This window comes from Segatella salivae F0493 (assembly GCF_000477535.1).
GTDB classification, from domain to species: Bacteria; Bacteroidota; Bacteroidia; order Bacteroidales; family Bacteroidaceae; genus Prevotella; species Prevotella salivae.
On the sequence record NZ_AWGW01000027.1, the window covers coordinates 32025 to 57785 of the forward strand.

Consider the following 25761-nt stretch of genomic DNA (forward strand, 5'->3'; position numbering starts at 1 on the left):
GCCATGGATTATCAGCAGATTATTGACAAATACTATCCCGAAGACAATCAACTTCGGTATATATTCATGACACACAGCACGCTTGTTACTAAGCGTGCTGTGCGCATTTGCGACCTACATCCTGAGCTTTCTCTTGATCGTCAGTTTGTCATTGAAGCGGCAATGCTCCATGATATCGGTATCTTCAAATGTGATGCACCAGGTATTTATTGCTTCGGAAGCGAGCCTTATCTCATCCACGGACGTATAGGTGCAGAGTTGTTACGGGCAGAAGGCTTCCCAAAACACGCCAGAGTATGTGAGCGACACACGGGGGCTGGCATCACAAAAGAAGAGATAATAAAACTCAATCTGCCTCTTCCTCACAAAGATTTCCTACCCGAAACCATGGAAGAGAAAGTCATTTGCTATGCTGATAAGTTTTATTCTAAAACGCATCCAGAAGTAGAAAAGACCATAGAACAAGCCGAACGGAGTCTTAAACGCTTTGGAGAAGATGGCGTAGAGCGATTCAAATTGTGGGAGAAGCTATTCGAATAAAAATAACTTTTAACGCTGTAAACAAGCGTGTTTCAGTGATTTATCACTATCTTTGCACACTAAATGAGAAGATATTCGTTTATAGTCATGTTGCTATGTGCCGTCCTTTTTGTGATGGCCAATGTCGACTATCAGTTCCGAAAGAGGCATAAGAGTGCTCCTAACGATAGTGTTGCTATAAACAAAACCCTGAAAACTGACTCTGCCAACCGTCAACCCATCGACACAACTCAGATGGATTCGTTGCAGTTGGCTATCTATCATCACAACAAACTCATTGACGACTCCATCCGACTTGACTCATTGAACCGGCAAAAGAAGAACGGAATAGACGCTCCTGTGAACTTTTCGGCCAATGATTCTATGGTATACGACGCACAAAATAAGACGGCTTTCCTCTATGGTACATCGAGTGTGAAGTATGAAAACATGGACCTTAAGAGCGAACGCATTACACTAAACATGGACAGTAGCCTTGTTCATGCCACCGGAGTGCGTGATACGGCGACAAAAGGACTAACAGGTACGCCGGTCTTTACATTGGGATCAGACAACTATGAGAGTGATACTATGGCATTCAACTTTAAGACTAAGAAAGGTCTTATCGATAATGTTAAGACACAACAAGAAGAAGGTTATCTCTCAAGTGAACTCTCCAAGCGTAATGCTGATGGTGAGATCTTCTTAAAACATGGCCGATATACCACTTGCGATAAAGAGCATCCAGACTTCTATATAGCGCTTTCGAGAGCGAAAGTACGCCCAGGTAAGGATGTTGTTTTTGGCCCAGCATATCTTGTTGTGGCTGATGTTCCTCTGCCACTTGCCATTCCTTATGGCTTCTTTCCATTCTCAAAGAAGTATTCAAGCGGCTTTATCATGCCTACTTATGGTGACGAAAATACACGTGGTTTCTACCTACGTGACGGGGGATATTACTTTGCTATCAACGACAAATGGGACTTAAAACTCCTTGGAGAGATATATACCAAAGGCTCATGGGGCTTGAGTGCGGCCACAAACTACCGCAAACGCTATCGTTATAGTGGCAGTTTCTATGGCAGTTATCAAGATACTAAGACCGGAGATAAAGGCATGCCAGACTTCAGTCGGCAGCAAAGCTTCAAGATACAATGGAGCCATCGCCAGGATCCTAAAGCCAACCCATACAGCTCTTTGGCTGCAAGCGTAAACTTTGCTACGTCAAGTTATGAGCGCAACAACCTCAATAGTCTTTACAATCCGCAAACACTCTCGCAGACAACTCGTACATCTTCGGTCAGCTGGGGCACCAATTTTTCAAGCATCGGACTATCACTCAGTGCCACAGCCAACTTGAATCAGAACATGAGTGATTCGAGTATAGCTCTCACTTTGCCTGACTTGAACATCAGTTTGAGCCGTTTTTATCCGTTCAAACGACGTCATGCTGTCGGGGCAGAACGCTGGTATGAGAAGATTGCGGTAAGCTATACAGGACAAATAAGCAATTCTATCAACACGAAGGAAGACCGACTTTTCCATTCAAATCTCATCAAAGACTGGCGCAATGGCATGCAACACCGCATCCCAATCAGCGGGAGTTTCACGCTGTTTAATTATATTAATGTAAATCCTTCGTTTAATTTCACCGACCGCATGTACACCAATAAGGTGACAAGGTCATGGAATACGGCCACTCAAAAGGAGGTTGCTGACACCACATATGGCTTCCATAACATCTACAACTGGGACTTTAGCATCAGTGCAAGCACTAAACTTTATGGAATGTTCATTCCTAACCGCAAGCTCTTTGGCGACAAAATTCAAGCCATTCGCCATGTCATCACGCCATCGGTAAGTTTTAGTTATGCCCCCGATTTCGGTGCATCACGCTATGGTTACTACAGCACTTATCAGCGAACCAATGCCGACGGCAGCGTTGAACTCGTTGACTATTCACCTTATTCCAATGGTCTTTACAGCGTTCCCGGCCGTGGTAAGATGGGAAGTGTTAGCTTCTCATTTGACAATAACGTTGAGATGAAGATTAAATCTGACAAAGATTCTACGGGCATCCGCAAGTTAAGCATCATTGATAACCTTGGTTTCAGAATGTCATATAACATGGCTGCCAAAGAGAAACCATGGAGTGACCTCAGTGTCGACTTGCGTTTGAAGTGGTGGAAAAACTATACTTTCAACCTCAACGCAGTCTTTGCATCTTATGCTTACGAGCTCGATAGTCATGGAAGGCCTTATGTTGGCAACCACACCTATTGGGGAATGGGAAAGATTGGACGTTTCCAAGGTATGTCACAAAATATCTCTTACACACTCACTCCAGAGAAAATAAAGAAGCTTTTCGGTGGAGGCAGTGACGAGAATAACTCAAAAGGCAAGCGCAACGACCCCAATGCAGAAGGTATTGACACCAATATTGAGTCGAATGTTGACGATGATATGATTGAAGGTCAACGCAATGCACGCAGTAAACGAGGTAGTAACAAGGCGAAAACTGATGATGATGGTTACATGACTTTCAACATGCCATGGTCTATTACCTTTGGTTATGGCATCACAATGCGTGAGAATACCGACATCAATAAGTTCAATTATCACACCATGCGCTATCCATACATGTTCACACAAACCTTGAACTTCAGTGGAAACATACGCATAAGTGACGGTTGGAACATTAGTTTCTCATCTGGATATGACTTTGATCATCACGCCATGAGTATGACAACAGCCAGTTTGCAGCGTGACCTTCACTGCTTTAACATGAGTTGTCAGGTCGTATTGGCACCTTATACAAGCTATAATTTCACTTTCCGCTGTAATGCAAGCACCTTGACCGACGCGTTGAAATATGACAAACGGAGCGGTTACAGCAATGCCGTGCAGTGGTATTAAGCCTATGAACAAAACGCAATTTACCAAAGACAGCATCGAGGCAGCCTATTGTTTCTTTCATCAGAAATGGCAGGTCTATGCCTTTTCTCATAGTGAGCGTCAGAAAGATGACATCGAATATGCCATCAGTGAGTATGTCAACGAGATGAGCCCAGCGCTCTATGAGGCCCTTGCACAAGGCAAAGAAGGCTTCCTGTTGACGCACTCTTCTTTTGCAGATGACATGAAAAGCGCTGTGAAACAATTGGAGGAACAACTTTAATACATATCTTTTATATCATAAACTATCACAATGAAGAAATCTTTTATTATGCTTTTGTTGTTGCTTTTAACCTTAGGAGCAACAGCACAAAACGTGCAATTGCACTATGACTTGGGTCATTCGCTTTACAAAGATCTTACCAATCGTCCGTCAGTTACTACCACTGTAGAAATGTTTAAGCCTGATAAGTGGGGCTCAACCTTTATGTTTACCGACATAGACTATCAGAGAGAAGGCGTCGCTGGGGCTTATTGGGAGATATCACGCGAGTTTAATCTCACCAAAAACAAGCAGTGGGCAGCTCACATTGAGTATAATGGCGGCTTGTCTTCTGACGAAGATACCTGGCAAGCTAACCGCTTTCAGCACGCTGTTTTGCTTGGAGGTGCATGGAATTGGCATAGTGCTGACTTCTCAAAGACCTTCTCTGTGCAAGCTATGTACAAGTATTATTTCAAGAATAAACACTATGGTGCCCACCCATTTAGTGGCTTTCAGTTGACCGAAGTGTGGAGTACGACGTTTGCAAAAGGCTTATGTACCTTCAGCGGTTTTTGCGATTTGTGGTATAATCCCAATGTAAATGGCAAACTGATCCTATTGAGTGAGCCGCAGTTCTGGTTCAATCTAAACACGTTGAAAGGCATGCAGGGTGTCAACTTGAGTCTCGGAAGCGAGGTAGAACTTAGTAACAATTTTGTGTGGAACAAGCGAGGAGAGCACAATCGCTTTTATGCTTTACCGACAGTTGCCGCAAAGTGGACCTTCTAATAAACTACTTCCGCTCAACATTCTAAAGGAAAAAATAAACCACCGATGCGCATTAGTGATGTGCCTCGGTGCTTTTTATATGATGATGTGGCGTAGAACGTAAAATGATTTGATGCAAACGACCGCGTGATGAGCGTCAAATGATCGCATGATTTGCCGTATTTTACACGATGAAATGACGCAAATCATTTTACGTTTTATTATCAACATTATCGTCACTACAATTATTTCATCTCGCAACTCGGTACGAGTTGTGTCTTTGATAGCCCGGGGTTGGCGAGGAACGAGCCTACCCCGGGGCAACGTTAGCATGGGGATTCAACGCCATAGGTGTTGAGCTTTTTCTATGAAGTCACGCTTACCATTAAACCTTTGACGGTGGATTAATCAAAAAAAGCGCAACACCTACGGCGTTGTTCCCCACACAACATACCCTAACCCAGGGTAGCCTGCACTATCGTTTGGCAACCCTGGGCTATCAAAAGCACAACACCTACGGCGTTGAAACATGCATTTTGTAATACAATTGATGGCAACATGCGAATAAATAAATAGCAAAATATGCCAATATTCCAATGAATACATCCACTATTGCGAATGTCGTAATGACACAACGCAGTAGGTATTATATCAATCTTCTAATGAACGTATTTGCCATTATGAATGTTTTCAACACGCAACTGCATTGGTATTGTGATATTTTCTCGATAAAGGTGCTCTAAATTATAAATGCCCTCATGGTGCAACTCGGTACGAGTTGTGTCTTTGATAGCCCGGGGTTGGCGAGGAACGAGCCTACCCCGGGTAAACATTCGCAAGGAGATTCAACGCCATCGGTGTTGAGCTTTTTCTGTGAAGGCATGCCTATAATGAATCCTTTAATGGCGGGTTATGCCGAAAAAGCGCAACACCTACGGCGTTGTTCCACACAAACCATACGTTAACCCAGGGTAGCCTGCACTATCGTTTGGCAACCCTGGGCTATCAAAAGCGCAACACCTACGGCGTTGTTCCCCACACAACATACCCTAACCCAGGGTAGCCTGCACTATCGTTTGGCAACCCTGGGCTATCAAAAGCACAACACCTACGGCGTTGAAACATCCATTTTATAATATAATTGCTACCAACATGCGAATAAATAAATAGCAAAATGTGCCAATATTCCAATGAATACATCCACTATTGCGAATGTTGTAATGACGCAACGCAGTAGGTATTATATCACTCTTCTAATGAGCGTATTTGCCATTATGAATGTTTCCAACCCGCAACATCGTGTGTATGATGATGATTACTCGATGAATGTGTTTAACATTGTGACTGCCCTTATGGTGCAACTCGGTACGAGTTGTTCTTTTGATAGCCCGGGGTTGGCGAGGAACGAGCCTACCCCGGGTAAACATCCGCAAGGAGATTCAACGCCGTAGGTGTTGAGCTTTTTCTGTGAAGTCACACTTACGATGAACCCTTTTATGGCGGATTAATCCGAAAAAGCGCAACACCTACGGCGTTGTTCCCCACACAACACATCCTAACCCAGGGTAGCCTGCACTATCGTTTGGCAACCCTGGGCTATCAAAAGCGCAACACCTACGGCGTTGAAACATCCATTTTATAATATAATTGCTACCAACATGCGAATAAATAAATAGCAAAACGTGCCAATATTCCAATGAATACATCCACTATTGCGGATGTTGTAATGACGCAACGCAGTAGGTGTTGTGTCAATCTTCTAATGAACGTATTTGCCATTATGAATGTTTCCAACCCGCAACATCGTGTGTATGATGATGATTACTCGATGAATGTGTTTAACATTATAAATGCCCTTATGGTGCAACTCGGTACGAGTTGTGTCTTTGATAGCCCGGGGTTGGCGAGGAACGAGCCTACCCCGGGTGAGTATTTGCAAGGAGATTCAACGCCATAGGTGTTGAGCTTTTTCTGTAAAAGCATAGTTATAGTGAGGTAATTAATATCGGATTACGCTTAGAAAGCGTAACACCGATGGTGTTGAAACGTGCATTTAATAACATGATTAATGTCAATATACACCTGAATTAATGGCAATTTACGCCGAAAAACCGCAACACCTACGGCGTTGAAACGTTTATTCCATGATATAAATTTCGACAATGCACGTATGAATGAATACCAAATCACGCTAATAAATTTTACAAAATCATTTGTTTTGTATATCATTTTATTAACGCTTATGCCCAGATATGGAAGACGGGTTGACTTGTTTCGCGAGGATTATACTATCGAATGAGAGGATGTTTCTTTAGCTACAATTTCACACAAAGAGCCAAATTAAATCATCATATTGTAGGCTAAATTAGAAAATTATTATGTAAATTTGCAACATAGTATATTGAATTAAATTATAAATCGTAGATGAAAGTAGCAATAGTTGGCGCAAGTGGTGCTGTGGGACAAGAGTTTTTACGCATCCTTGCAGAAAGAAACTTCCCGATGGATGACTTGGTTTTGTTTGGTTCTACACGCAGTGCAGGTCGCAAATACACCTTCAAGGAGAAGGAATATGAGGTGAAACTGCTGCAGCATAATGATGATTTCAAAGATGTTGACATAGCCTTTACCTCGGCAGGTGGTAGTACTTCGGAGGAGTTTGCAGACACAATAACGAAATATGGCGCTGTAATGATAGACAATTCGAGTGCATTTCGTATGTGCGATGATGTGCCTTTGGTCGTTCCTGAGGTGAATGCTGCGGACGCGTTAGACTGCCCTCGTCGCATCATTGCTAATCCAAATTGCACTACTATCATGATGGTTGTGGTGTTGAAACCCATAGATCAGCTCAGTCATATACGCAAAATACATATCGCCAGCTATCAGAGTGCGAGCGGAGCAGGTGCAGCTGCGATGCAAGAACTGGAGAAACAGTATAAAGAACTTATCGAAGAAGGTGCTGTTAAGACTATAGATAAGTTTCCACATCAGTTGGCTTACAACGTCATTCCACAGATAGACAAGATGACTTCGAATGACTATACAAAGGAAGAGATGAAGATGTTCAACGAAACGCGTAAGATAATGCACAGCGATGTGCGTACAAGTGCAACGTGTGTACGTGTGAGTTCGCTTCGTTCTCACTCTGAAAGTGTGTGGTTTGAGACTGAAAAGCCATTGTCGGTTGACGAGATTCGCAAAGCGTTGGCAGCCGCTCCAGGAGTTACTTTGGTAGACGATCCGCAACATTATGTATATCCTATGCCATTAGAAAGTGCGGGAAAAGACAATATTTTCGTTGGTCGTGTGCGCAAAGACTTGGCAGATGACAATGGCAACACTCTATGGTTGACAGGCGATCAGATTAGAAAAGGCGCTGCATTAAACGCTGTTCAGATTGCAGAATACCTGGTAAAATCGAAAAAATAATAGAGAAATACGACAGAAAAAGGGTAAGAATGGCAAAAGACTTCACTTGACTTATTGTTCAAGGAGCGTCTTTTGACTTTCTTACCCTTTCATAATTATGTTATTTTTCAACCTATTCGGTTTCTTCTCTTCTTAGCCTTTATATGCTAAAACCTCTACTTCGACGAGAGCACCCTTAGGTAAATCTTTCACAGCAACAGCCGAACGAGCTGGGAAAGGCTGCTGGAAGAAGGTGGCATATACCTCATTCATCGCAGCGAAATCAGCCATGTTTGCCAAATAAACAGTAGTTTTTACCACGTGTGTAAGGTCAATTCCGGCCTCTTTAAGAATGTTTTTAGCGTTGGTAATGGCCTGTTTTGTCTGCTCTTTAATACCGCCTTCAACGAAGTTTCCAGTCGAAGGATCGATAGGAATCTGGCCAGATGCAAAGATAAAACCATTGACTTCGATAGCTTGGCTATATGGACCTATAGCCGCAGGAGCGTTGTTTGTGTGAATCGTTTTCATATAAATTATTTTAAGTTTGGGTTATTAAATATTGCAAATCCTTTGTCTTCCAACGCCTTTATGATTGCTTCTATGTGCTGTTGGTTCTTAGTTTCCATCGTCACACGCAGCAAACAAGCGTTCACTTTCTTGCGGTTGGCCGAACGATCATGGTGCACTCCTGTCACATTTGCCCCCTTCTGAGCAATCACAGTGCATACATCGAGGAGCTTACCAGGCTGATCATCCAACTCAAGATCAAGCGTACAAAGGCGTCCACTCTTAACAAGTCCACGGTTAATCACGCGATTTAAGATGGTCACATCAATGTTTCCACCACTGACAATACATACCGTTTTCTTTCCCTTTACAGGCACTTTGTTAAACATTACGGCTGCAACACTCGTGGCACCAGCACCTTCTGCCACCATCTTTTCACTTTCGATAAGTTTTAAAATGGCTGCACAAATCTCGTCTTCTGTAACAGTTACAATCTCATCTACATAGGAAGAACAGGTGTCAAACGTTAGTTTTCCCGGCTCCTTTACAGCGATTCCATCGGCTATAGTCGATACATTCGTAAGACGTTCTATCGTGTGATCATGTATACTATTGACCATACTTGGAGCGCCTTCTGCCTGTACTCCATAGATCTTTACATGTGGGTTTAGGCTCTTAATAGCAAAGGCTACGCCCGAGATTAGACCTCCTCCACCGACTGGAACGACTACAGCATCGAGGTCAGGAAGCTGTTCCAAGAGTTCAAGTCCTATCGTTCCTTGCCCTGCAATCACGTTCTCATCATCGAAGGGATGCACGAAACTGTAACCTCGTTCATCGCGTAATTGCAACGCCATTTGATAGGCGTCATCGTATACTCCGGGTACAAGCATCACATCAGCACCAAGCTTTCGTGTCGCTTCTACTTTCGAAATAGGCGCTCCTTCGGGTAGACAAATAAGACTCTTTACGCCCATTGCAGTAGCTCCTAAGGCTACACCTTGGGCGTGATTGCCTGCAGAACAGGCGATGACTCCTTTTGCTTTCTCTTCTTCTGAGAGTTGAGAAATCTTGAAATATGCACCGCGAAGTTTGAAAGAACCAGTCAGTTGAAGACATTCTGGCTTTAGATATACGTCGACATCTGGGTTGATTTTCTTGGCATGTACAAGCTCTGTCTTACGCAAAACAGTGCTTAATACGTAACGAGCTTTATAAAATTGATCTAACTGTAACATGAAATTATGAGTTAACAAACATCATATTGCAAAGTTAACACATATTTGTGAAAAGCAAAAAAGGATGAGAATAAAAAAGTAAAAAAGGTTGATTACAGCATGGAAAGCCTGAGAACATGATGAGACTACATTTAACTTATGAGCGCATAAAACTCACTTTACCCGATATCAAGTGTGGTATTTTTCTTTTTTTTGTGTAACTTTGCCCAAGAATATGATACACCTTGCCCAATACTTTCCCATTACTGACCCCACGCTTACATTCTTTGTGGTGTTACTGATAATCCTTCTTGCACCGATTATCATGGGAAAACTGCGCATCCCTCATATCATTGGGATGGTACTTGCGGGGGTAGTTGTCGGCAAATATGGCTTAAACATTCTCGTAAGGGATAACTCTTTTGAGCTCTTTGGACGTGTAGGTCTCTACTACATTATGTTCCTTGCAGCCCTCGAAATGGATATGGAGAGCATCCGAAAGAATAGGAATCGTTTGCTCATTTTCGCCTTATTGACTTTCACAGTGCCTTTACTGCTGACCTACTTCATGGGGATTCATCTGCTCAATTACGGCATTACAGCTTCTCTTCTGTTAGGTTGTATCATGGCAAGTAATACGCTTGTCGCTTACCCTATCGTCAGTCGGTATGGTCTTCAGCGTAAACCCAGCGTCACATTAAGTGTGGGTTCGAGCATCATTTCATTGATTTTCTCCCTTATTATGTTAGCAGCTATCGTCGCATCTAATAAAGGTGAGGGAAGCATTGGCTTTTGGTTGTTCTTTGTTTCAAAGTTCGTTATCTATTGTGCAGCTGCTATTTTCCTGCTGCCTCGCCTCACTCGGTGGTTCCTTCGACGTTATAGTGACGCCGTAATGCAGTTTATTTTCGTCCTGGCTTCACTCTTTTTGTGCGCTGCTTTGAGTGCTGCCATCGGATTAGAAGGCATCTTTGGCGCCTTTCTTTCAGGCTTAATCCTCAACCGATACATCCCTTCTGTCTCACCATTAAAGAACAGATTGGAGTTTATTGGCAATGCAGTTTTCATCCCATACTTCTTGATTGGTGTCGGAATGCTTATCAATGTGCGGCTCCTTTTCACTGGCGGTGGCATCCTTTGGGCCGTTATCTGTATCACGCTTTTTGGCACATTGGGAAAAGCAATCGCGGCATACGCGGCATGTTTTGGCTTTAGAATGCCAATAAGTTCAGGCCACATGATGTTTGGAATGACGTCGGCTCATGCGGCAGGAGCCATTGCTATGGTGATGGTTGGCATGAATTTGTTAGGCGAAGACGGTGCCCCTTTGGTCAGTGCACAAATGCTTAATGCCGTCATTGTTATGATTTTGTTCACTTGTATCATATCAAGTGTCATCACAGAACAGTCTGCTCAGCGCATCATTCTACGTGACAAGGAGTTGCCAGTAGAGGCACATCGTAAGGCAAACGACCAGCGAATACTCGTTCCAGTGAAGTATCCTGAGTACGCAGAACGACTCATGAACATGGCTATTCTCATGCTAAACCGAAAGCAAACACGAGGGCTTGTCGCCCTGAATGTAGTCTATGACGGAGAGCATATGCACCGAAACATGGAACAAGGAAACCGACTTCTCGAACAGATGACACAGTATTGTGCTGGTTCTGACATACAGATTCAAACGCAAACTCGCATTGCTGCCAACATCGCTAACGGCATTAAACATGCCTTTAAAGAGTTCCAAGCCACCGAGATTCTTATCGGAATGCACACTCATAAGGAAGTATCCACGAAGTTTTGGGGCGAGTTTCATCAGAGCTTATTTAACGGATTGAACCAACAAATCACGATAGCTCGTCTCGCACAACCACTCAACACGATTCGCAGAATCCAAGTAGCGGTGCCCTCACGCGCTGAATTTGAGCCCGGATTCTACCGCTGGTTAGAACGCTTATCGCGTATAGCGGGTAACTTAGAGTGCCGCATTCAGTTCCACGGACGCACCGAAACGCTTTCCTTAGTGAATGAATATATCAAGAATCGACACCCACAAGTGCGTGCCGATTACAGCAATATGGACCATTGGAACGAGCTTCCTAAGCTGGCAAATGATGTGGCCGACGACCATCTTTTCGTCATTGTGACTGCTCGAAAGGGCACCGTCTCTTATAAAAATGCATTAGAATATCTGCCCGATGAAATCCAACGCTATTTCAATGGCAAGAACTTGGTCATCATTTTCCCCGATCAATACGGCGATCAAGAAGTCATGACATACTCTCAATCGCAACATACGGAGGAACGAAGTGCATGGGAATCGCTCGCAAGATGGATTGACAAGCGTCGCAAAATGTTATCTAAAAACAAATAAAACAATGATTGACATCAAAAATATTACAAAGAGTTTCGGTAATCTTCAAGTGCTAAAAGACATCAACTTGCATATAAACAAAGGCGAAGTCGTTAGTATTGTCGGACCATCGGGAGCCGGAAAAACGACTCTTCTGCAAATTATTGGCACCTTGGATAAGCCTGATTCTGGTACAATCTGCCTTGATGGAATCGATGTAAACAAGCTTTCAACGCGCAAACTCAGCGATTTTCGCAACCAACATATAGGCTTTGTGTTCCAATTTCACCAGCTTCTTCCTGAGTTTACTGCCTTAGAAAATGTCATGATTCCAGCCTATATCGCCGGTAAAAGCAATAGTGAAGCGAAACAACGTGCCTTGGAATTGCTTGAGTTTATGGGGCTTTCAGACCGTGCAAACCATAAACCTGCCGAACTTTCTGGTGGAGAAAAGCAGCGTGTTGCTGTGGCTCGAGCTCTTGTTAACAAGCCCGCTGTTATCTTAGCTGACGAACCTTCGGGCAGTCTTGATAGCAAAAACAAAGCCGAACTGCATCAACTTTTCTTCGATTTACGTGATAAATTCGGCCAAACTTTCGTCATTGTAACCCATGATGAGGGCTTAGCGGCTATCACAGACCGTACCATTCACATGAAAGATGGTGAGATTTTAGGAGATGAATAAAAGCGATACTGCCGATGGAATGGTTTCGTGTATGAATAGAATAGGTCTTTGTTAGCTCCAAAAAAGAATGATTAGAAGGGATGTTCTTATAAGGTTTGTTTCCTGATAATCAATAGTTTACAAGCCATTCTAATAGACATCAAGATACATTTCGTGCCCCATTCTCCTGCCTTCATCACGGAAGAATAATGTGGGAGAAATCACCTCACCTCATCATTTGCATCATTTCACCCAATGATTTGACGCAAACGACTGGGTAATTTGACGCATTTCACGCGGTGAAATGACAGAGATTACGCGACGAAATGATGCAAATCATGGACTGGTATTTCTGGAATGACAAAACCTCTCCTCGCATTTTATGTCATTCATCCATTTTACTGACAATCGCTTATCACTCTATCTGCTTTATGATGAGGCTGCGTTTTGTCCACCTATCATGCCGAAATGTGATAAATTATGCGTACATTTGCAGTTATAACAACCGCAAACGATGAGAAATCCACTATGCCTATTCCGCATCAGAAAAGACGAACGATGGCCTGCTTTGGTCGTCTTTCTCTATTTGATTGGCTTAAACGCCCTTGCTATTTCACAACACTTTGAGGAGTTTACTCATGCACTTAAGGGCGGATATTACATGCATTTTATGAAGGATTTCGGCCTTTCGGGCTACGATCCTTTTACATATATCACGCTCTCTGAATGGCGTCCACTTTATAGTTTGGAGCGACATCCGTTGCTTTCTGTCTTCATCTATCCCCTCACGCAAGTCAATCAATGGCTCATGGGGCTAACAGGCATGAACTGTGCCGTGTTTATTTGGGCAGCCGTACTCATCATTTTATCGCTTTATTCCACGTTATTTCTATTCAGAATCTTACGCGAAATAGTGGGCATTGGCTATCAAGATAGCTTGTTACTCACGGCATTCTTTCTAACGTTTGCACACATTATGGTCGCTGTTGTGGCGCCCGATCACTTTGCTTTATCGTTGTTTTTCTTGCTGTTTACACTCTATGTTGCCGGTAAAGCGATGTGTGAGCGCCGACCATTAGCGGCATGGAAAACCGCCATTCTGCTCTTTTTATCCACTGGAGTGACAACAACCAACTGCGTAAAGATAGGACTTGCAGCGTGGTTTGCCAACGGAAAGCGTTTTTTTAGCCCTAAATCGTTTGCCATTTCCATAGTGTTGCCGATGTTGTTATTGGGCGTTTCTTATATGGCTTTTAACGAATGGGTGCAGAAACCCGAACAACAGCGACGCACACACACGGTGAATGAGCGACTGAAGAAAGACGCAACGTTTCGTAAAACCTATGCAGAGCAGGCCGAAAAGAACAGACATCTTCAAGCCAATGCTATCACTAAGGGAGACTCTTTCCGTTGGACTGACACACAATTATCACGCGGTCACAGCATCATTGAAAACCTTTTTGGCGAGTCTTTCATGCTTCACGAAGACCATTTACTGCAAGATGTCAATAAAGAACGCCCTATTTTCGTGGCCTATCATAACACATGGTGTTATGTTGTCAGTGTAGTGATGATGTTATTCCTTGTAGGTGGCCTTGTCACGGCCTTTCGGTTGCGCTTCATGCAACTCTGCTTATCGTGGTTTGGGCTTGATATGGTGTTGCACTTAGTGCTTGGTTTTGGACTGAACGAAGTCTATATCATGGCTGCCCACTGGGCTTTCATCTTGCCTATTGCTGCTGCCTATCTGCTGAAACGTCTGCAATGGCCTTCTCTACAAAGGGCTTTGCGCGTTCTGCTCCTATTGATTTGCGTCTTCATGTTGGTTCATAATGGGCAGCTTTTCATTCATTTCATGTTACACTAACAGCCTATGAAAGTTTCAATTCTCGTTCCTGTTTATGCTGTTGAGGCCTATATCGCCGAATGTGCACAGTCACTTTTTGGGCAGGATTATCGTGACTTAGAGTATATTTTTGTAGATGATTGTTCGCCCGATAACAGTATTTCGGTGTTGAAAGAGGTGCTGACTGCATTCCCAGAGCGGGCAAATCAGGTGAAGATTATACGCCACGAACAGAACAAAGGGGTAGGGGCTGCGCGGCAAACTGCATTTGAGCATGCCACAGGTGAAGCCATTATGCACGCCGATAGTGATGATGTCATGCCACCACATGCCGTGTCTGCTCTTGTCGAAACCATGCAAACAGGAAACTATGACATAGTAACTGGCGCATATACCACGTATGAAAACCATAGCGAAGGGGCTGTAAATCTTCCCCCAACTATGCCTCGTGAGCGTTATGTTAGCCTGTTGTTATGTCAAAACAAGGTGAAAAACAACCTGTGGGCACGCCTCTATCGTCGTGCCTTTTTACAGGAACAAGGCATTGATTTCAAGTCAGGCATCAACTATTGTGAGGACTATACGGTCATTGCTCGTGCCTTTTTTACAGCTCGTTTCACGACAACTGATGCCCTCGTTTATGGCTATCGGATAGACAATATCACTTCCTACACCCACCAAATCTCACGTCGTAGTCTCATCTCTATGGTCAAAGCAAATGCTGTTGTGATTGATTTCTACAGACGGAATGATGTGGAAGGACGCTATCATCAGGCCCTCGACATGGGCTTGTTAAACATGTATCGTGATGCAATGAGAAATGGAATGCGAGCCAACGAGATAGCAACCTACTGCTCTTTCAAGCCATTGAAGCGTAGAAACAGAATGTTTTTGCGGGCTATGATCACATGGCTTCCCTTAAAGATTAGCGACATATTGTATCGCGTTTACAGAAAGATGTGGGAGTGGTGTTAAGGAAATGACCGATTGATGACGATGCTTTCTCATCATAGGATAGTGCACATCTACTCCTGCTTTATGGCCAACGAAGCTTCAATGATGTATGTTTAGCCTATCGTTTCTTTTGATTTGAAAGGCATGATAGCGGTTATTTGCGTTTCTTTTTCAGCCAGATGATAGCCTCTTCCAATATTTCCATGTGTAACATCTTAGTCACTCCTATATATAATAAGGTGGCAACAATGATGCGAGCAAGCAGTAACAAGAGTAAGGAAGAAATGAAAGCAGTGGCAAAATAGGTGAGAATCATGACGCCAGCAGCTACAAACATCGTTGGCACTACATCCTTGATGACTTCCCATAAGCGTATTCCGATGATGCGATGAGCGGCATATTGCCACACCAAAAGCCATGCAATCGTGAACAATGTATAGAACATTATCATGGCATTGATTCCTAAACGATAGCAGAAAGCAATGATTGCAAGTTGCAAGATGATTTGAATCACGTTGCAACGCATATATATATCAGAGCGTCCATTGCTTAAAGCTACATTCTGATACATGGTATAAAACGGCACGAAAGCACCGCCAATGCAAAGCATTTGCAATAGAGGAATGGCGTCAATCCATTTTTCTTTGATGGTGATGAGAATGAATTCACGTGACACAATGGCTAAGCCGAACATGGCAGGGAACGATAAAAAGGCCGTGAAACGCATCATCTTGCGAAACACTCTGACTTCTCTTCCGCGCTCTTCATTTACAGAAGCCAACACGGGTTGAGCCACTTGACCGACTGCATTGGCTACAAACGAGTTGGCCATTGTGTTCCATTTGTTGGCTTGGGAATAGTCTCCGACGACCTTTAAGGGGTAAAGTCCACCGAAAATCAAGGTTAATATGTTATTGCTTACAGTGTTAACGATGTTTGTAATGAGTACTTTCACACTGAAGTTAAACATGCGTTTGACGGGCTCGAACGTGAAATGGAGGGATGGATGCCATGAAACGAAGTAATAACGACCAAGATTCAACACCGCAATATAGATGATTTGTTGCCATGCCAAGCTCCAATAGGAGAAGCCTAAAAAGGCTAACGTGATGGCAACTCCGCCCGAACAAACGAGCGCAATGGCGCCAACAATGGCGAGTTCTCTATTCATCATGTTCTTCGTCATATAGGCATTGTGGGCTATTCCGAATGAAGATATGACGAAACTCAAGAAGACAAAGCGCGCAAGCTTTGTCATATTAGGGTCATGAACGTATGCCGCAATGAGCGGAGAAGCAAAGAAAAGCACCGCGTAAATGCCGAAACTGGAGAGAATATTGAACCAAAAGACAGAATTATAATCGCTGGCTTGCGGCGACTTTAGATTCACTAAGCCTTGTGAAAAGCCACTACTCTGCAGGTTACCCGCTATCAACGTGAAGATGTTTAGCACGCCAACAATGCCATATTCAGCTGGACCGATGAGTCGTCCGAGTGAGATTCCAATGACTAAGTTAAGTAATTGCGTCGTGCCACTATTCATTGCACCCCAGAAAAGCCCTTTAATGGTCTTCTCTTTCAAGTTCTCTGCCATTTTAATTTCGTTTTAATCGCAAAATTACGACTATTTGATTGAAGTTCAAAAGAAAAGCATTAATTTTGCAATATGCATCGAAAGATAGTCTTTCATATTATCTCTCACCTCGATGTTGGAGGCGCAGAACGGGTTGCAATCAATATCGCTGAGTCGCCAACGGAAGGCATAGCGTATCATGTTGTGGAACTCATTAGGGCGCATAGTGACTTTACAGACGTGCTCATAAAGGAGCTTCGAGACCACAATATCACTTATCATAGGGGCTGGATTCCTGAGATTCATTTCCACTATCTATTCGAACGATTGGCTGCTTTGACCTTTCCGTTGTGGTTTTTATGGCTCTTTTTGAAATATAAACCACAGGTTTTGCATAGTCATACCGAGATGCCCGACCTGTCAATCTATTGTTTTTTTCGTTTGTTTCCATGGGCATTAAAGCGTTGTAAGATAGTAAGAACGATTCATAACACCCGACTTTGGACAGGCATGCAACGCACAGGACGGTGCATAGAGGCCTTTTTCATTCGGCAAAATGCCAATATTGCTATCTCAGAAGCCGTCAAATCAAATTATCAAGAGCATTATCATGACAGCCCACCTATTATATATAATGGTGTGGCTCCCGTCAAACAGCAACCTTATTCCCAACTAAAAGCCGGGAAAATCAATATTCTTTTCGCTGGAAGATTTGAGGAACAAAAGGGCATTGACACGCTGATTGAGATTATAAAAAGCCAAAAAGACAGTGCCATCTATCATTTTCATGTCATTGGCGGAGGTTCTTTGGCGTCATTATTAACGGCAGAATTGGGTGGATTTACTAATGTTTCGATTTGCGAACCCCTATTTAATTTGGCCTCATTTCTGGCTTCTTTCGACTTCCTGCTTATGCCTTCGCGCCATGAAGGGTTAAGTATTCTTGCATTGGAAGCTAATTTCAACGGACTGCCGGCTATCATAAATGCGTGTCCAGGACTGCATGAAACACTGCCAAATGACTGGCCTCTGCGTGTGGAACATAATGATTTAAACACCTATATGCACCTGTTTAACAATGTATTGCCCGTCATCAATCGACACGAAATACAGACAATCGCACGACAATTTGCTGAAAAACATTTTTCAATGCGTAGCATGCGTGAAGGTTATGAGAGGCTTTATGCGCAAGCCTTCAAGGCATAAAAGGGAAGAATGTAATACACTTTTGCTCATAAACAATAGGGATAAGAAAGATGCTTTCGTGGATAAGATAAAAAACTTTGTGTGAGAAAAGATTACAAAAAGAATGGAAAACGAAGCGCATATCGTTGTTATGATTTCATCACCAAATACGTATCATTTATGAACGAAATAGAACTCATAAAGTAAAGAAAAAGAGAGCATAACGAAAAATAAGTAAGAAAAGTTTTGAAATTATGTTTTTAAACCATATCTTTGCAAGTGTAATCAGGACTAAAATATAAAAAAACTCACTGCTTTTACAGTGAAAAGATTATCAAATATAAATTTAAAAAGGTAAAATTATGAAGAAGATTGTATTGGCAGCTGTTATGTTGCTCTCATCTGTTTCAATGTTTGCACAGCACGAAGTAGGTGCATTGACGATTCAACCTAAGGTGGGTCTCAATGTTTCTAATGTCACAAAGACGCATGGTGACACAAGAATTGGTGTGGCAGCTGGTGCAGAAGCTGAATATCAATTAGGCGATATCTACTCTATTGCAGTAGGACTTCTCTACTCAAGTCAGGGTAATAAGCAGACAGTTGACTTGCCTGTTTTAGGTAAAGCTTCTGTAACTTGGGCGCCAAGCTACTTGAACATTCCTGTAGTTGCTAACGTTTATGTAGTTAAAAACCTTGCAGTTAAGCTCGGTGTTCAGCCAGGTTTCTGCGTTGCTAAAGACAAATTAAAAGCAAATACCTTTGATCTTTCTATCCCAGTTGGTTTGTCTTACGAGTACAACAACTTCGTTCTTGATGGTCGTTACAACTTCGGTGTAACAAATATTGCCAAAGGTGTTAACACAAAGAACAGCGTATTCCAGTTTACATTAGGTTATAAGTTCGAGCTGTAAGCTGATAATTACATAAAGAAATAAAAGAGTAAAAGGGGCCAAAGCTTGGTAAAAGCGGGCTCCTTTTACTCTTTTTCGTTTATTAGAAGGTGTGAATCTCAACATGAAGCTTTGCACCTGAAGCTTTCATTTCATAGGAAACATAACATGATGTAAGCTCCGGTGGGAAAACAGATGATATGGAAAACACTATTATTTTGTAAACTTTATATCCCGTTTTTTAACACTTCACGACCTCACCAAATAGAGAAAAGAGAGCCGTTTGTGGGAGGAAATAAGTTAAGAAAAAGCTTGTTAACACATGAAAAACAGCAGTTTATGATACAAAATGCCACATTTTGCATCACGAAACCTATCAAAACGCAGCAGCATTTGCCCCATATCACCTTGTAATCTGCGTCATTTTAGCCTCTTGTTTGCGTCATATCACAACGGAAAACGATGAAAAAAGGAGGCTAATGAACCCCAAATCGTCATAAGATATTGGTAGTCATAGCACTATGAAAGATTCAAAATATGCGCGTATTTCTATCAAAGCATAAAACAATTTGATTTTATTGCCGTTATTTTTTCAGCTTTGTTGAATTATATGATAATTCATTTTTCCTCTTGTTTCCTTTCATTCGACATCATAAAATGAAAAAAGAGTTGTCTCGCGACAACCCTTTTACTTTTATACAAAAACATTATGAAATCTATGTAGCGAACAAGATTATTCTTATTGATAATGGTAATTAATATCTTGTATGACGGCCTTGTCGGGCTTTCTCAAGTTGACAAGCGCTATCGTTACTATAGTCTTTTGAAATAAACAAGGCGCTTAGGCCTTGCGTTTGCAATAGCGTTCGCACTGACTGCATAGGTCATAACCGAGCAATGTGCCGAGAATGAAGTCCTCTTCGGGCGTGAGTTTATTGAGTGGACGGCCTGCAAACGTTCGCAAAGCATCCATACATTCCTTCCTTCCGAAGAACAGATTAATGCGTCTATTGCCTACAGGCTGGATGAGATAATCAATCCCTTGGCGCTCAAGTTTACCGATTGCTTGCTGTTGATAGCGTTCAGGAAAGGTGTAAAGAACCATGTTTCTAACACCTTTCTTGTATTGATAGATGTGCTCGGAAAGCACTCTTAAGTCAGTCGGTACAGCCTCAGTCTGTAGCATTTTCAATTGAATTAAAGTTCAGGTTGAATCTCTTTAACCCATGCATCGATTCTTTCGTCGGTCTTATCATCCTCATTTACCTCATCAAGAGCGAGTCCAACGAAGTGATCATCAACAACAGCTTCAGAGTCATCATAGGTGTAACCATCTGTAGAAACCTGGCCAACGACCTTGGCACCTGCCTCTTTTACGGCGTTGAAAAGCTCGTTCATACCGCTGCAGAAGGTATCACTGTAGCTCTCAGAATCACCACAACCAAAGATGGCTACAGTCTTTCCACTGAGTCCTGCCTCTTTTAATGTCTTCACACCATCAAACCAATCGTCCTGCATATCACCTGCTCCCCAAGTTGAAGTGCCAAGAATGAAGTTTTGATAAGCACCAAGCTGATCAGCAGATACCTTAGAAACATCAAATACGTCAGCGCTGTCTACACCGAGTTTAGAAGCAATACGAGAAGCCAGGTCTTGGCATGTACCGGTTGATGAACCGTAAATCACACAAGTTTTATTCATTTTTAATTCCTTTCTTTGATTATGCCCGAGAGCATTTTCGAGTTTAATATGTTTCGGTTGCAAAAGTAATTGCTTTTTGAATGCCGTGCAATACCTAAAAAGAATGAAAAACACGATTTGATATTTTCACTATTTTTAGGTATTGAATACACTCGTATTATTTCATAACTTTGCAGTCGAATAAGTGCAGTGGTAATTGTTTTCCCGGATCATTCATAAAGAAGAGAATTCCGTTTTTCGGCATTTTTCTGATTCTTGAGACTGGGTTCACAATTAGATAGTCTGCACTTTTCATTATAAAAGGAACAGAAACATTAATAAAGATAAATGAAAAGTTGTAAGTTTCGACTAATGGCAGGTGTGCTTTTAGCAGGATTGACATTGCAATCCCATGCACAAGTCAATGCCATTGATTCCGTAATGAACCACGTAAAGGGTAACAAACTCAGCGTAGGAGGCTATGGTGAGGTAGGCTATACACGCGAGTTCTTCAGTGATAACCCTTATAAATACAGCCAAGCTGCTAAATATAAGAAGGATCCGAGTCATGGAAAGTTTGATATTCCCCATGCAGTAATCTACTTAGGTTACGACTTTGGCAAGGGCTGGACTATGGGATCAGAGATTGAATTTGAGCATGGTGGCAGCGGAAGTGCCTATGAAAAGGAGTACGAAGAAAGCGGAGAATGGGAACACGAGGTAGAGAAAGGTGGAGAAGTAGAGTTGGAACAGTTTTGGATTCAAAAGAGTTTCTCTCGCATGTTCAATCTACGTGCCGGCCATATCGTTGTACCTATTGGCTTGACTAATGCTTATCATGAGCCACTTAACTTCTTTACAGTTTATCGTCCAGAGGGAGAAGCAACAATACTTCCTTGTACTTGGCACCAGACGGGTATTAGTTTGTGGGGTCATGTAGGTCAAGATTGGAAGTATCAACTACAATTCTTGGCTGGATTGAATGCCTTAAGTTTTAGTCGTGACAATTGGATTCAGAAGGGAGCAAGCTCTGCTTTCGAGTTTGAACCAGCCAATAAATATGCTGTTGCCCTACGTATTGACAACTATTCTATACCAGGTTTGCGCCTCGGTGTAAGCGGATATTATGGTCATAGCATTGATAATTCATTGGGTCGCGATGCAAATGGTAAAGCTTCTAAACTCAAAGGTGCCGTTTCTATCGGCTCTATTGACTTTACATTCAATCGTTTCAATTGGATAGTTCGTGGTAGCTTTGACTATGGACACTTAGGAGATGCAGAACATGTACAGCTACTTCCTGGAAGACAAACCAAGATTTCTCCATTCAATCCAGACCCCGTTAGCAAGACAGCTATGGCTACTGGTATTGAAGCCGGTTGGGATTTGTTCTCTCAAATCGCTAAACTTCGTCAAGATCAACAGCATTTTTACCTCTTCGGTCGTTACGAATATTACAATTCTTACAAGGCAAGTGGCACACAACTGAGGTATCCTTATACCGAAAAGAATCGCATTGCATTTGGTTTCAACTATTATCCAATCAAACAAATCGTAGTGAAAGGCGAATACTCTCACCGCTTCTTGAAGAGTGCTTACAATAATGAGCCATCGGTTTCTCTTGGAGTTGCCTACGAAGGTTTCTTCCTTTAAGGATGAGAAAAGATAAGAATCATAAAGTAGGTATATACCTATTTAGATAAGAATAACAAGGAATCTTAACTTAAAATAAAAACAAATGAAGAAAATTTTCAAGTATGCCATGCTATTTGCCATGGCTTGTTCACTGACTACGAGCATGACTTCATGCAGTAGTGACGATGATGTTAAACCGTCAGGAGAGCTTAGTGCGGGCGACAAGTACCTTCAACAAGTACTCAGTAGCTATGTAGACAACACAGTAAACCCTACATATAAGGCGTTAGCTGACGAGAGTGAGAAGCTCTATAAAGAGTTAGAAGCCCTTCAACCGGGTTCAATCACACAGCAACAAGTAAATGATGTGTGCAAGACTTTCCTCGAAGCACGCGGTAACTACGAGCGTAGTGAGGCCTTCTTGCTTGGTGCTGCCTCTCACTTCCTTATCGACCCACACATCGATTCATGGCCTCTCGATTTGCAATCACTTTATAACTATATCAAGGCTGATAAGAAATATAAGATCTCTGACCAAAGTATTCTCGGCTTCCATGGCATAGAATTCATCCTCTTCCGCGACGGACAACCTCGTAAAGCAGCTGAACTGAATGGACATGATACCTATAATGATGGTACAAACAACTTCACTATCTTCACTGGAGCGCAAGAACTTGAGTATGCAAAAGCCGTAGCTGAAGACCTACGTAATAGCGTTTATCGTCTTGAATGCTCATGGAATGAGAATGCAACTAAGGCACATAAGGATGTTCTTGACGAGTTGGAAACGAGCTATACTACCGATAAAGGTAACTCGTATGGCTATGAAATGAAGCATGCCGGCGACCCAGTTAACAGCCAATATGCAACAGTTAAAATCGCTGTTAGCTCAGTATTGAGTGGTGATAATAGTGCTGCTGGTATTGCAGATGAGGTTGGTAATACCAAGATTAATAACCCATTCTCTGGTAAAGACGAAAGTTATATCGAGTCACCTTATAGCTATAACTCTCTAACTGACTTCCAAAACAACATCCATAGCATTGAAAACGTATGGTATGGTGGCGTACAAGGCAAGCGCAGTCAATATAGTTTCAGCAACTATTTCAAGAAGTATGACGCTGCAACTGGTAAGCGTGTTGAAGACGCTATAGCCAATGCATTGAAGCAAATCGCTGCAATCAAGGTGCCATTCGTTAAGAATATCAAGGATCCTCAGTGCGCAAATGCAATCAAAGCATGTAAAGAACTGAACGATGCACTTACTGCTGCCTCTGACTTTATAGGCAAAAACAATAAGTAAACGATAGTTCTGCCGAGGCAGACGCTAAGTAATACGGACATGAAGGAGCCTTTTCTTCATGCCCGTGTTTATCGCTTTATAACGTAATATGTGTAAAACAAAAATATTTATGATAATGAAAATGAATTTCGGAAGGCTTTTTCTGCTTGGCACAATCGCTTTAGCGGTAACGGCTTGTAGCGAAGATGATAGTACTAAGCCTTACAACCCAAATGATCATGTCGGTAAAAATATTGGCAACTTTACTTCGGCTGAGTGGTATCCTGGAGGCGAAAAGGGAACTACTTCGAATGAAGAGGGCTGCTATAGTAACCCATCTCCCGAGATAGAAGAAGCTGGATTATACCAGACTTTCAAGCGCGGTGAAACCTTCTTTGAGCACAATTACACCTACTTTACACGTCCTTATGCGGGCTTAGGTCCTGCTTATGTGCGTTCGGGTTGTGAGTATTGTCACCCTTCTTACGGTCATGGCAAGCGCCAAAACAAGTATAATGCCGACCAAATGGGCAATGGATACCTGCTCGTCATCTATCATCCAACGGCAGGAACCGACCCTGACGGCGTGAAATATGCAGCCAACTCATACATCCGTCAGGTAACAGGTATGCCGCAAACCAAGGCAATGTATCCTTTCAAGGCACCTGTTGACGAACGCGGCATCCACATAGAATGGAAGAAACTTTCAGGCACTATGCCTTCTGGTTTGTCTGCAACTCAATTCCCTGATGGCGAGAAATATGAGTTATCTTATCCCGAAGTAACCATCGAACAGAGTGCTTTCAACACCAATCCTAAGCCTACCAACTATGAGGTACGCCTTGAATCTACGATTGGTATGTATGGAACGGGCTTGCTTGATGCCATTGATCAAGATTCAATGAAGGTGCAGTATGCACGTGAAGCAGCCAATCCTCACGTGAAACTCAACCCGGGTATGTGGGACACTGCAGCCCAAGATTGGGCCGCTTCAGCATGGTATAAGCTGGCAGATGGCACAAAACGCATCAAGAAGTTTACCTATGCGATGACTCGTGCGGCTCTACTTGACGGCCCAGGTGCCAATGCTATCTGGAACATCACCAACGTTACACGCAGTGATCGCCGCTATCTCTACACCACACCAGCATGGGCTAAGGCCATGAGTGAAGACGAAAGTGTTATCAAAGAGATACAAGAGCAGGGCCAAAATCCGTCATCTTTGCTTCATCCTTACTATGGAGATGGCACCAAAGCAGGTATAAAGAAGTTGGTAAATGACTTGTTAAGTCTCAACACTCCTACCGAAGCAAACAAACAAAAGTATAAACAATACTTCGTAGATATGGCACCTTGGAACAGACAGGACGAGATGCAAGACGAAGATTACTATGCTTTTTCGGTATGGCATAAGGGACTTGGTGTGCCACAGGCCCGTAACCTCGACTCAAAAGAGGTGCAACGAGGAAAAGAACTATTCTATCAAATGGGCTGTACTGCCTGCCATCGTCCTTCATGGACTATCAAAAAGGATAACAGTTGGGTAGATCCTATCAGCCGTAGATATGCTTCTATAGGCCATGGTCTGCCAGATTATAGCGGCACTACTATCTGGCCATACACCGATTTGGTGCAACATCGCCTCTTCATGGTTAATAATATCCGCACAGGATGGTGCAGAACAACACCTCTTTGGGGTCGCGGCTTGTCGACACAAGAGACAGGTGAGGGCTCAAGATTACACGATTGTCGCGCTCATAACGTAATAGAGGCTATCATGTGGCATGCATATAGCAAGCAGAGTGATGCCTACTTTGCCGCTGAAAAGTTCTATAAATTGAAGAAAGCCGATAGAGATGCTGTCGTAGCTTTCATCAATGCAATTTAATATTACCCACACTCGACTCCTCCCCAAGGGTGGGGAGAGCGAGTGGAGTAGAGCTAATGGTGATGCAATACATAATTCATTAGCTGTCAACTCGTTATAAACAAGATTTTGAAATGTGCCATTTTGCAGTGCTAAATGCGTCATTTTATCCTGTAATATGCACCATTTCGCGTTGCAAAGTGACACATTTTAGATTCTTATCTCATAGGTATTATACATTAAT

The 25761-nt window shown here is 42.7% G+C and carries 25 protein-coding genes and 1 pseudogene; 19 read left to right on the top strand and 7 right to left on the bottom strand.

Annotated features, from left to right (window positions below; translation table 11 throughout):
• The first annotated feature begins 3 nt into the window (after nucleotides 1-3).
• The 7 genes and pseudogenes from HMPREF9145_RS09580 to HMPREF9145_RS14265 all read left to right on the top strand — a co-directional run bounded on the left by HMPREF9145_RS09580 (nucleotide 4) and on the right by HMPREF9145_RS14265 (nucleotide 5412).
• Nucleotides 4-540 (top strand): HDIG domain-containing metalloprotein, encoded by a 537-nt coding sequence (locus HMPREF9145_RS09580; RefSeq protein WP_021826178.1) that lies wholly within the window; start codon nucleotides 4-6, stop codon nucleotides 538-540.
• Between the two features lie 63 nt (nucleotides 541-603).
• Nucleotides 604-3435 carry a putative LPS assembly protein LptD gene (locus HMPREF9145_RS09585; protein WP_021826141.1) on the top strand — a complete coding sequence of 944 codons (2832 nt, stop codon included), beginning with the start codon at nucleotides 604-606 and terminating at the stop codon, nucleotides 3433-3435.
• A gap of 4 nt (nucleotides 3436-3439) precedes the next feature.
• Nucleotides 3440-3697, top strand: coding sequence for a hypothetical protein (locus HMPREF9145_RS09590; protein WP_021826137.1), 258 nt, complete (start codon nucleotides 3440-3442; stop codon nucleotides 3695-3697).
• 30 nt (nucleotides 3698-3727) lie between these two features.
• Nucleotides 3728-4468, top strand: a complete 741-nt coding sequence (locus HMPREF9145_RS09595) for a nucleoside-specific channel-forming Tsx family protein (RefSeq protein ID WP_021826165.1) — start codon at nucleotides 3728-3730, stop codon at nucleotides 4466-4468.
• Nucleotides 4469-4702: 234 nt separating this feature from the next.
• Nucleotides 4703-4777, top strand: a pseudogene (locus HMPREF9145_RS14255) (tetrahydrofolate synthase); the annotation flags it as partial.
• Between the two features lie 266 nt (nucleotides 4778-5043).
• Nucleotides 5044-5190, top strand: a complete 147-nt coding sequence (locus HMPREF9145_RS14260) for a hypothetical protein (protein WP_316928791.1) — start codon at nucleotides 5044-5046, stop codon at nucleotides 5188-5190.
• Nucleotides 5191-5205: 15 nt separating this feature from the next.
• Nucleotides 5206-5412 (top strand): hypothetical protein, encoded by a 207-nt coding sequence (locus tag HMPREF9145_RS14265; RefSeq protein ID WP_316928792.1) that lies wholly within the window; start codon nucleotides 5206-5208, stop codon nucleotides 5410-5412.
• A gap of 55 nt (nucleotides 5413-5467) precedes the next feature.
• On the opposite strand, the gene HMPREF9145_RS13780 is transcribed toward HMPREF9145_RS14265, so the two are convergent.
• Entirely contained in the window at nucleotides 5468-5620 is a 153-nt protein-coding gene (locus HMPREF9145_RS13780; RefSeq protein WP_196809767.1) for a DNA-directed RNA polymerase, read from the bottom strand.
• 17 nt (nucleotides 5621-5637) lie between these two features.
• On the opposite strand from HMPREF9145_RS13780, the gene HMPREF9145_RS13100 reads away from it, so the two are divergent.
• Complete coding sequence (locus tag HMPREF9145_RS13100) at nucleotides 5638-5898, top strand: tetrahydrofolate synthase (RefSeq protein WP_081697743.1); 261 nt, start codon at nucleotides 5638-5640, stop codon at nucleotides 5896-5898.
• A 75-nt stretch (nucleotides 5899-5973) separates the two neighbouring features.
• On the opposite strand, the gene HMPREF9145_RS13785 is transcribed toward HMPREF9145_RS13100, so the two are convergent.
• Entirely contained in the window at nucleotides 5974-6126 is a 153-nt protein-coding gene (locus tag HMPREF9145_RS13785; protein WP_196809768.1) for a DNA-directed RNA polymerase, read from the bottom strand.
• Between the two features lie 17 nt (nucleotides 6127-6143).
• Here HMPREF9145_RS13785 and HMPREF9145_RS13105 point away from each other — a divergent pair, with 17 nt between their 5' ends.
• Together HMPREF9145_RS13105 and HMPREF9145_RS09600 are read left to right on the top strand one after the other, a co-directional pair.
• Nucleotides 6144-6404, top strand: coding sequence for a tetrahydrofolate synthase (locus HMPREF9145_RS13105; protein ID WP_081697744.1), 261 nt, complete (start codon nucleotides 6144-6146; stop codon nucleotides 6402-6404).
• A gap of 467 nt (nucleotides 6405-6871) precedes the next feature.
• Complete coding sequence (locus HMPREF9145_RS09600; protein ID WP_021826188.1) at nucleotides 6872-7879, top strand: aspartate-semialdehyde dehydrogenase; 1008 nt, start codon at nucleotides 6872-6874, stop codon at nucleotides 7877-7879.
• 132 nt (nucleotides 7880-8011) lie between these two features.
• Here HMPREF9145_RS09600 and HMPREF9145_RS09605 read toward each other — a convergent pair whose 3' ends face one another.
• Both HMPREF9145_RS09605 and ilvA read right to left on the bottom strand, forming a co-directional pair.
• Nucleotides 8012-8389, bottom strand: a complete 378-nt coding sequence (locus tag HMPREF9145_RS09605) for a RidA family protein (RefSeq protein WP_021826186.1) — start codon at nucleotides 8387-8389, stop codon at nucleotides 8012-8014.
• 5 nt (nucleotides 8390-8394) lie between these two features.
• Complete coding sequence (ilvA, locus tag HMPREF9145_RS09610; RefSeq protein ID WP_036907300.1) at nucleotides 8395-9606, bottom strand: threonine ammonia-lyase; 1212 nt, start codon at nucleotides 9604-9606, stop codon at nucleotides 8395-8397.
• A gap of 214 nt (nucleotides 9607-9820) precedes the next feature.
• Here ilvA and HMPREF9145_RS09615 point away from each other — a divergent pair, with 214 nt between their 5' ends.
• The 4 genes from HMPREF9145_RS09615 to HMPREF9145_RS09630 all read left to right on the top strand — a co-directional run bounded on the left by HMPREF9145_RS09615 (nucleotide 9821) and on the right by HMPREF9145_RS09630 (nucleotide 15423).
• Nucleotides 9821-11959, top strand: a complete 2139-nt coding sequence (locus HMPREF9145_RS09615; protein ID WP_021826206.1) for a cation:proton antiporter — start codon at nucleotides 9821-9823, stop codon at nucleotides 11957-11959.
• A 4-nt stretch (nucleotides 11960-11963) separates the two neighbouring features.
• Entirely contained in the window at nucleotides 11964-12623 is a 660-nt protein-coding gene (locus HMPREF9145_RS09620; protein ID WP_021826187.1) for an ABC transporter ATP-binding protein, read from the top strand.
• Nucleotides 12624-13116: 493 nt separating this feature from the next.
• Nucleotides 13117-14469: a DUF6080 domain-containing protein gene (locus tag HMPREF9145_RS09625; RefSeq protein ID WP_021826142.1), complete on the top strand. Its 1353-nt coding sequence runs from the start codon at nucleotides 13117-13119 to the stop codon at nucleotides 14467-14469.
• Nucleotides 14470-14475: 6 nt separating this feature from the next.
• Entirely contained in the window at nucleotides 14476-15423 is a 948-nt protein-coding gene (locus HMPREF9145_RS09630; RefSeq protein ID WP_021826157.1) for a glycosyltransferase family 2 protein, read from the top strand.
• A 133-nt stretch (nucleotides 15424-15556) separates the two neighbouring features.
• Here the strand turns inward: HMPREF9145_RS09630 and HMPREF9145_RS09635 are convergent, their stop codons facing one another.
• Nucleotides 15557-16996, bottom strand: a complete 1440-nt coding sequence (locus HMPREF9145_RS09635) for a lipopolysaccharide biosynthesis protein (RefSeq protein ID WP_021826212.1) — start codon at nucleotides 16994-16996, stop codon at nucleotides 15557-15559.
• A 72-nt stretch (nucleotides 16997-17068) separates the two neighbouring features.
• Here HMPREF9145_RS09635 and HMPREF9145_RS09640 point away from each other — a divergent pair, with 72 nt between their 5' ends.
• Together HMPREF9145_RS09640 and HMPREF9145_RS09645 are read left to right on the top strand one after the other, a co-directional pair.
• Nucleotides 17069-18181 carry a glycosyltransferase gene (locus tag HMPREF9145_RS09640; protein WP_021826210.1) on the top strand — a complete coding sequence of 371 codons (1113 nt, stop codon included), beginning with the start codon at nucleotides 17069-17071 and terminating at the stop codon, nucleotides 18179-18181.
• Between the two features lie 341 nt (nucleotides 18182-18522).
• Complete coding sequence (locus HMPREF9145_RS09645; RefSeq protein ID WP_021826201.1) at nucleotides 18523-19074, top strand: porin family protein; 552 nt, start codon at nucleotides 18523-18525, stop codon at nucleotides 19072-19074.
• 820 nt (nucleotides 19075-19894) lie between these two features.
• Here the strand turns inward: HMPREF9145_RS09645 and HMPREF9145_RS09650 are convergent.
• Together HMPREF9145_RS09650 and fldA are read right to left on the bottom strand one after the other, a co-directional pair.
• On the bottom strand, nucleotides 19895-20239 hold the full coding sequence (locus tag HMPREF9145_RS09650; RefSeq protein ID WP_007135368.1) for a DUF2023 family protein: 345 nt from the start codon (nucleotides 20237-20239) through the stop codon (nucleotides 19895-19897).
• 11 nt (nucleotides 20240-20250) lie between these two features.
• On the bottom strand, nucleotides 20251-20754 hold the full coding sequence (fldA, locus tag HMPREF9145_RS09655) for a flavodoxin FldA (RefSeq protein ID WP_036907322.1): 504 nt from the start codon (nucleotides 20752-20754) through the stop codon (nucleotides 20251-20253).
• A 327-nt stretch (nucleotides 20755-21081) separates the two neighbouring features.
• Between fldA and HMPREF9145_RS09660 the strand changes: the two genes are divergently transcribed.
• The 3 genes from HMPREF9145_RS09660 (at nucleotide 21082) to HMPREF9145_RS09670 (ending at nucleotide 25538) form a co-directional block, all read left to right on the top strand.
• Entirely contained in the window at nucleotides 21082-22386 is a 1305-nt protein-coding gene (locus HMPREF9145_RS09660; protein ID WP_021826155.1) for a hypothetical protein, read from the top strand.
• A gap of 85 nt (nucleotides 22387-22471) precedes the next feature.
• Entirely contained in the window at nucleotides 22472-23671 is a 1200-nt protein-coding gene (locus HMPREF9145_RS09665) for an imelysin family protein (protein WP_021826202.1), read from the top strand.
• 109 nt (nucleotides 23672-23780) lie between these two features.
• Entirely contained in the window at nucleotides 23781-25538 is a 1758-nt protein-coding gene (locus HMPREF9145_RS09670; RefSeq protein WP_021826162.1) for a di-heme oxidoredictase family protein, read from the top strand.
• Nucleotides 25539-25761 lie beyond the last annotated feature (223 nt).